General features: G+C 72.3%; 13 protein-coding genes. 5 read left to right on the top strand and 8 right to left on the bottom strand.

Translation table 11 applies throughout. The annotated features are described in order from the left end of the window. Positions 1-523 precede the first annotated feature (523 nt). Positions 524-1,366, top strand: a complete 843-nt coding sequence (locus tag ABFX46_RS33485) for a patatin-like phospholipase family protein (protein ID WP_346047932.1) — start codon at positions 524-526, stop codon at positions 1,364-1,366. 79 nt (positions 1,367-1,445) lie between these two features. Here ABFX46_RS33485 and ABFX46_RS33480 read toward each other — a convergent pair whose 3' ends face one another. From ABFX46_RS33480 to ABFX46_RS33445, 8 genes are all read right to left on the bottom strand, one after another. Further along, positions 1,446-2,279 carry a crotonase/enoyl-CoA hydratase family protein gene (locus ABFX46_RS33480; protein ID WP_346047931.1) on the bottom strand — a complete coding sequence of 278 codons (834 nt, stop codon included), beginning with the start codon at positions 2,277-2,279 and terminating at the stop codon, positions 1,446-1,448. A 92-nt stretch (positions 2,280-2,371) separates the two neighbouring features. Next, entirely contained in the window at positions 2,372-2,755 is a 384-nt protein-coding gene (locus ABFX46_RS33475) for a hypothetical protein (RefSeq protein WP_346047930.1), read from the bottom strand. After that, complete coding sequence (locus ABFX46_RS33470; RefSeq protein ID WP_346047929.1) at positions 2,746-3,615, bottom strand: DUF4365 domain-containing protein; 870 nt, start codon at positions 3,613-3,615, stop codon at positions 2,746-2,748. Before ABFX46_RS33470 ends, ABFX46_RS33475 begins: the two co-directional genes overlap by 10 nt. A 113-nt stretch (positions 3,616-3,728) precedes the next feature. After that, positions 3,729-4,220, bottom strand: a complete 492-nt coding sequence (locus tag ABFX46_RS33465; protein ID WP_346047928.1) for a metallophosphoesterase family protein — start codon at positions 4,218-4,220, stop codon at positions 3,729-3,731. A 317-nt stretch (positions 4,221-4,537) separates the two neighbouring features. Continuing rightward, positions 4,538-5,248, bottom strand: coding sequence for a hypothetical protein (locus ABFX46_RS33460; protein ID WP_346047926.1), 711 nt, complete (start codon positions 5,246-5,248; stop codon positions 4,538-4,540). A gap of 172 nt (positions 5,249-5,420) precedes the next feature. Further along, positions 5,421-5,819, bottom strand: a complete 399-nt coding sequence (locus ABFX46_RS33455) for a rhodanese-like domain-containing protein (RefSeq protein WP_346047925.1) — start codon at positions 5,817-5,819, stop codon at positions 5,421-5,423. 4 nt (positions 5,820-5,823) lie between these two features. Further along, a complete protein-coding gene (locus ABFX46_RS33450) occupies positions 5,824-6,705 on the bottom strand; it encodes a Gfo/Idh/MocA family protein (protein WP_346047924.1) in 882 nt (293 codons plus the stop codon). Between the two features lie 59 nt (positions 6,706-6,764). Continuing rightward, positions 6,765-7,154, bottom strand: coding sequence for a hypothetical protein (locus ABFX46_RS33445; protein WP_346047923.1), 390 nt, complete (start codon positions 7,152-7,154; stop codon positions 6,765-6,767). Positions 7,155-7,285: 131 nt separating this feature from the next. Between ABFX46_RS33445 and ABFX46_RS33440 the strand changes: the two genes are divergently transcribed. The 4 genes from ABFX46_RS33440 (at position 7,286) to ABFX46_RS33425 (ending at position 10,182) form a co-directional block, all read left to right on the top strand. After that, positions 7,286-7,711 (top strand): pyridoxamine 5'-phosphate oxidase family protein, encoded by a 426-nt coding sequence (locus ABFX46_RS33440; RefSeq protein ID WP_346047922.1) that lies wholly within the window; start codon positions 7,286-7,288, stop codon positions 7,709-7,711. 86 nt (positions 7,712-7,797) lie between these two features. Further along, on the top strand, positions 7,798-8,280 hold the full coding sequence (locus tag ABFX46_RS33435) for a pyridoxamine 5'-phosphate oxidase family protein (protein ID WP_346047921.1): 483 nt from the start codon (positions 7,798-7,800) through the stop codon (positions 8,278-8,280). Positions 8,281-8,317: 37 nt separating this feature from the next. Continuing rightward, positions 8,318-8,779: an RrF2 family transcriptional regulator gene (locus ABFX46_RS33430; RefSeq protein ID WP_346047920.1), complete on the top strand. Its 462-nt coding sequence runs from the start codon at positions 8,318-8,320 to the stop codon at positions 8,777-8,779. Between the two features lie 206 nt (positions 8,780-8,985). Continuing rightward, on the top strand, positions 8,986-10,182 hold the full coding sequence (locus ABFX46_RS33425; protein ID WP_346047919.1) for a globin domain-containing protein: 1,197 nt from the start codon (positions 8,986-8,988) through the stop codon (positions 10,180-10,182). Positions 10,183-10,243: the final 61 nt, after the last annotated feature.

Below are 10,243 nucleotides of genomic sequence, written 5' to 3'. Positions count from 1 at the left end.
ATCGGATCCGGCCGGTCTGTCAATTTCGGCTTTCTCCGATAACGCCCGTCCAATGCCGTTTGCGCGGCACCTTCGGAGCGGTGGAGCTATTTCATCAGATCCGGCCCGATTGTCAAAACGGAGCCTTCCCGATGCCACCGCACGGCACAGCTGACACGGCTGAGCCGCGTCAGCTGGTTCGTAGGTGGTTTCCCCGTCGTCCGGCCGGCCGCCATGCGGGCGTCCTGCAACCGTGGAGGGGACGAGCGGTTAACTTACGTTGTCCGAGCGTCGACGTCAAATCGACGCACCGGGTTCCTCACGCGCACCGTCCTGCCGCACGCGATCGGGTCTTCCAACGGGCGCGACGGCGTCGGTATTCCGTCCCGCACGTGGCGGGGTACGGCACCGTGCCGGCGCAGAGTCTGCAACGCGCGCGGCCCGAAGGTTCTTCCCCGTCTCCGGACCAGGCATTCGGAACGTGCCGGCCGCGACCGGATCTTCGCGCCTTACCCTCTGACGGTCACGACGGGAAGGACGGACCATGAGTGGAAACGGACGTGCGCTCGTACTCGGGGGCGGTGGCGTCGCCGGGATCGCGTGGCTGACGGGGGTGCTCGCGGGCCTCGCCGGCGAGGGGACGGACGTCACCGCCGCCGACCTCCTGCTCGGCACATCGGCGGGCTCGGCGGTGGCGGCTCAGGTCGGCAGCGGCCTGCCCATCGGGGAGCTGTTCGCGCGCCAGGCCGATCCGGCGCTGCAGAACCGGGAGTTGGTCCCGTCCGGCGGCGTGACGGTCGCCGAGTTCGTGGAGATCTGGATGCGGCTCGCGGAGGAGGACGGCGATCCGGCGGCGGTCCGCCGCGGGCTCGGGCCGCGGGCGCTCGCCGCCGACACCGTCGACGAGTCCGAACGGCGGGCGGTGATCGAGGCGCGGCTGCCCGTCCACGAGTGGCCGTCCAGGGATCTGCGGGTGACGGCGGTGAACGCGCTGACCGGTGATCTTCGCCTTTTCGACCGCGATTCGGGCGTGACACTGGTGGACGCCGTCGCTGCGAGCTGCGCGGTCCCGATGATCTGGCCGCCGGTGACGATCGGCGGCATCCGCTATGTGGACGGCGGGGTGCGTTCGGTGAACAACCTCGATCTCGCGGCGGGGTACGAGCGGGTGCTGCTCATCGCGCCGATGGACGATCCCCGATTGGCCGTGGACATCGCCGCAGTGGAGAAGGACGGCGGGCGCGTTGAGGTGATCAACCCGGACGAAGCGTCGCTGGCCGCCTTCGGCACCGACCCGCTCGACCCGTCCACCCGCACACCGTCGGCGAACGCCGGGCTCGCGCAGGGCAAGGCGGCCGCCGCGAAGATCGCCCCCTTCTGGGCGTAGCCCGGCAGGCACCCTCTCTCCCCCACGGACTCACTGCGGCGTGCTGCCCGCATCGGCCGCCACCCGGCAGGTCTCCAGGTCAGGCCGGGTCGGCGAAGGAGGGCGGGCGCTTCTCGAAGTAGGCGCGGACGGCCTCGACCTGGTTGGGGCTGCCGCGCAGCGCGCCGAGCGCCCGCGACTCTTCGAGGAACTGGCCGGCCAGGTCGTGGTCGGCCGCGCGGTTCAGCAGACGCTTGGCGCTCCGCACCGCGTCCGGGCTGTTGCCGGCGATCTCGCGGGCGAGCTCGGTCGCGGCCGCGCGCGGATCGTCGGCGGTGCGGGTGGCGAGGCCGATCCGGACGGCGTCCTCGCCGGAGACCATGCGGCCGGTGAACGTGAGCTCCTTCGCCACGTCCTCACCGACAAGGCGGATCAGTGCGGCGGTGCCGGTCATGTCGGGGATGAGCCCCCAGCGGATCTCCAGTACCGACAGCTTGGCGTCGGGCGCGACGATGCGGATGTCGGCGCCGAGCGCGATCTGCAGTCCGCCGCCGAGCGCGTGCCCGTGGACGGCGGCGATGACGGGCTGCGGCATCTCCCGCCAGACGTGCACGGCCTGCTGCCCGAGGTTGGTGATGCGTCCCGGCTCGCGGTCCGTGATGTCGTTCAGCAGCCGCTTCGTCCGCTCGCCGTCGCCGGTGCGCTCACCGTCGCCGGCCATGGCGGCGAACCCGGAGAAGTCGAGCCCGGCGCAGAAGGCGCGTCCCTCCCCCGACAGGACGACGGCCCGGACGGACGCGTCCGCGGCGAGCGCGTCACCCGTCTCGGCGAGCGCGTCGAACGCGGCCATGTCGAGGGCGTTCAGCTTGCCGGGCCGATTGAGCCGCACATCGGCGACCCCTTCATGCACGTTCACGGTGACGCGGTCGGCCATCCCGGTCTCCCCTCCATCGAGGCGATCATCTCAAGGGGACGATTCCATGCCGTCCCCACGACCGTCGAGCGCGGGTGCTCAGGTCTCGCAGATCAAGTCGCCTGCTTTTTCCGCGCGAACTTCTCGCCGGGCCAGAAGGTGTCTCCCAGTGACAGGCCGTCGAAGAGCACGCAGACAGCGCCGACCGTTTCCTCGGACCACCAGACCTCTGAGACCCGCCGCCCCCGCTCGTTCCCATGTCGGCTGAGCCAGTAGACGGTGTCGCCGGGTGCCAGTTTGCGAGCCGGGACGATCTCCCGTCGCGGCGTCAGCCGGGCACTCGGCCGGCCCACTCTGGCCGAGAAGCCGTACTCACCCCAGGAGCGTCTCCAACGCCAGACGATACGGAACTGGTCACCGATGGGCTCGGACGGCAGGCCGACGTTCACCCGCTCAACCAGGTAGAGGGTGACGAGGCGCCTCGCCTTCAAGGACATGTCGTCCCAGGTGTCGCAGGACGCGGCGACGGCCTCCGCCAACACCGCGGCATCTGCTTCCAGTTCTTCGAGTTCGTCCAAGACGGCCGGGTCGACGCGCTCACCCGAGCGCATGGCATCAATGGACCGCGCCAGCGAAGCGGGTTCGTTGAAGAGCCGACGGTGGACGCGTTTGGAAATGTACGCATCCAGCACCTCGCGTCGACGCCGGGCATGCCGAAGGACGTGTCGAAGTGCAGCGTCTCCGGACCGATGAACTCCGGCCGCCAGTCGAGATCGCTGTGCAGAAGCGTCGCGTACCCCTCGCCCTGCCGCTGCCAGAAGACGAGGTCCTCTCCATGCTCGTTGACGAAGTGCAGGACGATGTCGGACGCCTCGAAGTCGACCCCCGCCATCTCGCCGATCCTCGCTCGCAGTGCCTGGTTGCCCCGGTAGCGGCTCAGGTAATGGCGCGTGGCGAGAACGAAGGCGGCAACAGTGCGGTCGTCGAGCACTCTGGCCTCGTCGATCATGATGTTCTTCAGCACCCGCCGTTGGCGGCGCGCCGACAGCAACTGTTCCGTGGCGTTGGCCCAGTAGAGGCTCTCGGTATCCGGGTCGTGGACGATGCAGAGTACGGGTACGTTGCCGTCCGCCCAGGATTCACCATGGTGACCGACCGGCACGCTGTATCCGTCTTTCCTGCGCCATGAGCGGCCGCCCTTGATCTGCACTTTGACCAGGTCGCCGGTGCGCTTGCCATCTGCCGTGAACTCCACGTGCAGGTCCTCGCCGAAGTCGTTCTGGCCGTCGACCTCGTGCACGATGTGGTCGTGCCGCTCCAGCAGGGCGCGAAGAGCGTTGACGGCGGCGCGGGCCACCCTGCGACTGGCGGGGACTGCAGGCATGCGGCCTCGCTTCGGGGGAAGGTGCGGCGACGGTCACAGGGTAGGAGCAGTAGAACCACCGGCCGCTGCGTTTCGGAGGCACGGTGTTAGGTGACGGGGATTATTTTCGCTTGGGTCAGGTGGGCGTCGTGGATTTCCAGGATGCCTATCGTGCCGTGGGGTTGGCGGCGGCGGTCGGTGGGGGAGCCCGGGTTGAAGATGCGGATGCCGTCGGCCGTTTCGTCCAGGGGGATGTGGGAGTGGCCGAAGACGACGAGGTCGGCGGCGGGGAACCAGCGGCGCATGCGGGCGGTGCGGCCGTGTGCCTGGCCGCTGTCGTGGACCATGGCGACGGCGAGGCCGTCCAGGTCGAGTTCCAGGCGTTCGGGGGCGCCCCAGGCGGCGACGTCCGGGCCGTCGTTGTTGCCCAGGACGGCGTGGACGGGCGCGTACTCGGCCAGCTCGTCCAGGACGGACGCCGTGCACACGTCGCCGGCGTGCAGGATCACGTCCGCGCCGCGCAGGTGCTCGGCCACCCGCGGCGGGCACGTCTTCCAGCGCCGGGGAGCGTGCGTGTCGGAAATGGCCACGGTTCTCATGACCGTGATTGTTCCGCACCGAGCAGAATGAAACCGCCGCGCGGGGCGGGGGGCCTCACTGGTGTCCGAACGGTGATTTTGCCACGGCGGGGTTCGGACACCGGTGGGAAACAACTGTAAGCACGCTGTCATTACACAGGGCTGACCGGCGGAGTTAGGCTCGAATTCCTCGCGTTCGTCCAGAAGGATTCCGGCCGTACGCCCCCGGTCGTTCCGACACGGCGACCCAGCACCGCGAGGGCACGTGAGGGCGGCCGGGCCCCGGGGTGGATGATCACTCCCTTGCACCGGCCCCGGGGACCGGCCGCCGCTCCGCGCTACGAGGTCAGGTAGAGCTTGCGGTCGAACACGCCCGAGCCGGGGGTGCTCTCCCCGCGGGCGATGCCGGCGCCGCTGCCGGTGCCGTTGGACGGGCAGAGGAAGCTGCTGCCGGACTGCCGCACCAGGGTGATGTCGTCGGACGTGCCCTGCGCGTCGTCCTGGTCGGCGAGCGGGCGGTTCGGGTTGTCCCGGTTGTAGACGTCGAAGCTGAGCCCGGGGGTCCCGCCGGTCTGGAACCCGTAGTAGCAGGTGATCGGGATGCCGAGGACGTCGCCCTGCAGCTTGAAGCTGAGGCCGCCGTTGATGGACAGGACGCCGTCGCGCCCGCCGGCGACGGGGTCGTAGGCGATCTGGCCGCTCTTGTCGGGCAGTTCGGACAGGTCGAGGTCGGTCGCGGGCGAGCTGAGGCCGTTGGACGTCTGGCAGGCGCCGATCGACGCGGCGGTGAGCTCGCCGGCGCCCGCCGACTCGACGGTGCCCTGCAAGGTCGCGCTCTCGCAGGAGCCGGTCACGGTCGAGCCCAGGTAGACGACGGAGAAGGTGAGCGGCCCGACGGTGGAGACCTGCCAGTTGCCGGAGTAGGGCGCTCCGGCGGCGGTGTCCTCGCGGATGGTGGTGGTGGCGGCCGACGCGCCGGTGGCGGTCAGGGCGAGGGCCGCGGACGCGGCCGCCAGCGGGGCGGCCAGCCTGGTGATGGGAGCCTTCACGGGGGTTTTCCTCCTCGGAGGGGGGTTTGACTTTTTCTACCCCAGTGATCGCGAAAATCAAGACCCAATGGAAAAGATATCCGCGTCTTATAAGTCGGCCGCTAAAAGCTCCCGGCGGGACACTAAGACGGATGCGATATCGACCGCCGAAACAGGTGAATTGTGCGCGCGGTCAATCCGGGCGGGCGGCTCCCCCGGTCGTCGGCAGCCCGGCGGCGCGCCAGGCGCGGAACCCGCCGTCGATGTCGGTCGCGCGGGTCAGGCCGAGGTCGTGCAGGGACGCGGCGGCGAGGCTGGAGGTGTAGCCCTCCGAGCAGAACACGATCACGCGGACGTCGTGGCCGGTCGCCTCGGGCAGCCGGGCGCCGGAGGCCGGGTCGAAGCGCCATTCCAGGACGTTGCGCTCCACGATCAGCGCGCCGGGGATCTCCCCCTCGTCGGCCCGCTGGGCCGCCGGGCGGATGTCGACCAGCACGGCGCCGTCGCTCATCTCGGCGTGCGCGCGGCGGGGGTCCAGGCGGTCCAGGCGGCCGCGCGCGTCGGCGAGGATCTCCTCGATCGTCCGGGGCACGGGGTCAGCCCTCCCCGGCGAGCTGGGCCTCGGCGGAGGCGAGGACCTCCTGGATGCGCAGGCCGTGCGCGGCGTCCAGCGCCGGCGGCCGCCCGCCGCGGACGGCGGCGGCGAACTCGGCGACCATCGTGGCGAACGCGTCGTCGCCGAGCTGCGACCAGTCGAGCACGGCGTGCCCCTTGCGCCCGTACACCTCGACGCGGGCGGGCGGCAGCTCCCCCGTCCCCGCCATCGAGACGGACGCCTGGCTGACCGCGCCGCCCTCGTGCTCCAGGGTGAGCCCGAGCCAGCCGAGCGGGTCGCCGTGCGCGCGGACGCCGGCGACGCGGCCGAGCGAGGCGTCCAGCAGGTCGACGATGTGGGGGCCGAGGTCGAGCAGCGCGCCCTTCTCCAGCCGCCACGGGGTGGCGAAGGGCCCGCCGCTCAGCACCGAGGAGACGAACGAGCCGTAGCCGCCGAACGGGTCGAGGCCGCTCACCCGGGCGAGGAAGTCGCGGGCCGCGCGGGAGTAGCGCAGCGTGAAGACCATCTGCGAGACGACGCCGGCGTCGGCGATGGCCCCGGCCACGCGGCGGGCGCCGTCCAGGTCCATGGCGAGGGGCTTCTCCAGCAGGACGGCCTTGCCCGCGCGGGCGGCCCGGGCGGCGAGGTCGGCCTGGACGTCCGGCGGGACGGAGAACGCCACCGCCTCGCAGGCGTCGAACAGCTCCTCGATCCGCGCGAACGAGGGCGCGCCGTGCTTCGCGGCCAGTTCGGCGGACGCCTCGGGCCGCCGCGCCCACACGCCCGCAAGCCGCGTCTCCGGTCCCGCCGCCAGCGCGGGCGCGTGCACCATGCCCGCCCAGGGTCCCGCTCCGACCAGCCCGACCGCCACAGAATCGCTCATAGGGCAAACCTAGAGGATCTGCCCGCGGGCCGGTTCATGGCGGAAGCGGCGGCCGCCGGTCAGCCGAGCTGGACGCCGAACAGGAGGGCGGCGAGGGCGCCGACCATGCCGAGGGCGCCCCAGACGGCGAGGCCGCCCTTGGACGTGGCGCGGGTGTGCAGGAGCGCCGCCACGCCCGACAGCAGGACGAACACGATCTTCACTTCGAGGGTGCGCTGGGCCGGGCCGCCGATGTCACCGGCGGTGATGTTCCAGATGCCGGTGAGGACGAGGACGGCGAACGCGGGCCAGGCGACCAGGTTGTAGCGGCGCGCGGCGACCTTGGTGACGCCCTCGTAGCCGCGCAGCGCGGGCACGAGCGCGCCGAGCGTGATCTGGCCGCCGACCCAGATCGTCGCGGCGAGCACGTGCAGGAACAGGCGCACGTCGGCGGTGGTGAGGGCGAGCACGGGGACCTCCAGGCGGGATCGTCGGGGTTGTCCGGGACGTTACCGTTCCTCCGGGCCTGGTCAGGCAGCACCCCGGGATTCGGGACCTTGGTCCCTAACGGCGGGGCGCGCGGGCGATCCACGCTGGACGCATGCAGCTCGACCACAGCGGCCTGGAGATCCTCGACGAGGACGAGTGCCGCCGCCTGCTGGCGCGCGCGGAGATCGGGCGGATCGTGTTCACCCACCACGCGCTGCCGGCCGTCCAGCCGGTGAACTTCGCCGTCAGCGGCGGCGACATCGTGATCCGGACGTCGCGGACGTCGCGGCTGGCCAAGGCCGCCGCGGACACGATCGTCGCGTTCGAGATCGACGAGTTCGACACGGCGGCGGAGACGGGCTGGTCGGTGGTCGCGGTCGGGCCCGCCCGGCACGTCACCGACCCGGACGACGCGGCCGCGCTGGAGGCCCTGCCGCTGCGCAGCTGGGCACCCGGCGAGCGGGAGTACTTCGTCCGCATCCGCCCCGAGCTGATCACCGGCCGGCGGATCGGCGGGCCGGTGCCCGCCGAGTCCTGACCGCCTCCCCGGTAAGGGCCCGGTGGCCGGGCGTGACGGGACGTTCGCCCCTGTATCCGCCGCCTGCCGGCGAGGAGCCTGGTGGTATGCGATCCACCGGAGACGACCTGGAGATCCTCGGCCGCGAGGAGTGCCTCGCGCTGCTGCGGTCCGCGCCGGTCGGGCGCGTGGTCTACACCGATCAGGCCCTGCCCGCCATCCAGCCGGTGACCTTCGTGCTGGACGGCGACGAGGCCGTGGTCATCCGCACCGCGCCGGGTTCGAAGCTGGACGCCGCGCTGCGCGGCGCGATCGTCGCGTTCGAGGTGGACGCGTTCGACCCGGCCGCCCGGACGGGCTGGTCGGTGACGGCGGTCGGGCAGGCGCGCGCGGTGACCGACCCGGCGGAGGCCGCGCGGGTGGCCCGGCTGCCGCTGCGGCCGTGGGCGCCGGGGCCGCGCGACCACTTCATCCGCGTCCCGCTGTGGCGGGTCACCGGCCGCCGTATCCCGGCCGCCGGGGAACGGCCCGTCCTGACCGATGCGAATCGGTGTGGTCAAGGCCATAGTGGTGATCACCACAGCGCTTAATCGGAATTGCCGACTCCGATTTACCTATGATCACACCGTGTACCTGACCCAGTCCACCGACCTGGCGCTGCGTGCGCTGATGCTGCTCGGGGCGCGGGACGAGCGGCGGTCCGCCGCCGATCTCGCGGACCGCCTCGGGGTCGCGCCGCAGCACATGGCGAAGATCGTGCAGCGGCTGCGCGGGCACGGTTTCGTCAAGACGTCGCGGGGCAGGGGCGGCGGGGTCGTCCTCGCGAGCGGGACGCCGGACCTGCCGGTCGGCGAGATCGTCCGGGCCCTGGAGGGGCCGGGCGAGGCCGTCGACTGCGACCACCCGCCGTGCCCGCTGCGCGGCGGGTGCCGGCTGCGCGGCGCGCTGCGGACGGCGCAGGAGGCGTTCCTCGCCTCGCTGAACCGGGTGCGGCTCCGCGACCTGGTGACCGATCCCCCGGAACCGGTCCTGCTGTCCCTGGCGCTGCCGGTGCACGCGGCGGCGTCCCCCGCGCAGGAAGGCGCGTGATGCTCGCACGGCCGCGCCGCTGAGGCCGCCGCGGCACCCCCGCCCACCCCCTGTCGGACCTCGCCGAGCGGATCGGTGTGGTGCACATCACAGCTCTTATTAGCGCCTCGCCAATAAGATCGGGCGGTCGCCTGGGGCGTCCACCGCGCGCAGTCCCTCCGTCGCCGCCGCAGCCCGCGGCGGCGCCTCCCACAGGAAGGCATCTGATGCTCTCGTCCGACCACGCCGACATCGTGCGGGCCACGCTGCCCGCCGTCGGCGCCAACGGTGCTGAGATCACCGGCCGGTTCTACTCCGCGATGTTCGCCGCGCACCCCGAGCTGCGGCACCTGTTCAACCAGGGCAACCAGGCCAACGGCGAGCAGCGCCGGGCGCTGGCCGGCTCGGTGGCCGCGTTCGCCGGGCACCTGGTGAACCCCGACTCCGGGACGCCGTTCCAGCAGATGCTGCCGCGCATCGCGCACAAGCACGCCTCGCTCGGCATCCGCCCCGAGCAGTACACGGTCGTCGGGCGGCACCTGATGGGCGCGGTCGCCGACGTGCTCGGCGACGCGGTGACGCCGGAGGTGCACGCCGCCTGGTCGGAGGTGTACTGGCTGTTCGCGACGCTCCTCATCGCCGAGGAGGCGCGGCTGTACCGGGACGCCGCCTGCGACCCGGCCGCCCCCTACCGGCCCTGGCGCGTCGTGGACCGGCGGGACGAGGCCGAGGACGTCTTCTCGCTCGTCCTGGAGCCCGCCGACGGCGGCGAGGTCCCCGCGCACCGCCCCGGCCAGTACGTGTCCGTCGCGGTGACGCTGCCGGACGGCCTGCGCCAGCCCCGCCAGTACACGCTGTCGCGGGCCGCGGGCGGCACCGCCCAGATCACCGTCCGGCGGGTGCGCGGCGAGGGCGCGGCGCCCGACGGGGCCGTCTCGGGGTACCTGTTCGAGCACGCGGCCCCCGGCGACGAGCTGGAGCTGTCCCGGCCGTTCGGCGACGTCGTGGTGAACGACGAGGAGGACCCGCTCGTCCTGATCAGCGCGGGCATCGGCATCACCCCCGCCGCGGCGGTGATCGACCACCTGGCCGCCACCGCCCCCGCCCGCGAGGTCCTCGCCGTCCACGCCGACCGGAGCCCCCGCACCCACGCGCTGCGCGCGCAGATCGCCGAGTCGGGCCGCCGGATCGCCGGGTTCCGGCAGCTGACCTGGTACGAGGAGCCCGCCGGCGCCGCACCCGGCGCGGACGTCCGGCCCGGCCGGATCGACGTGTCCGAGCTGCCGCTGCCGGACAAGGCCCGCGTGTTCATGTGCGGCCGGCTGCCGTTCATGCGCGAGATCAGGCGGGGCCTGCTGGACGCCGGCGTCTCCGACGAGCGCATCCACTACGAGGTCTTCGGCCCCGACCTCTGGATCCGCTGACCCGTCCCCCGGTATGACGACGCTCCCACCCCGGCGCGGGGGTGGGAGCATTTCCCGTCCT

The sequence above is a fragment of the Actinomadura chokoriensis genome (genome assembly GCF_039529475.1).
In the GTDB taxonomy this organism is placed as follows: domain Bacteria; phylum Actinomycetota; class Actinomycetes; order Streptosporangiales; family Streptosporangiaceae; genus Spirillospora; species Spirillospora bangladeshensis.
This window is presented reverse-complemented; position numbering and strand designations above follow the sequence as displayed.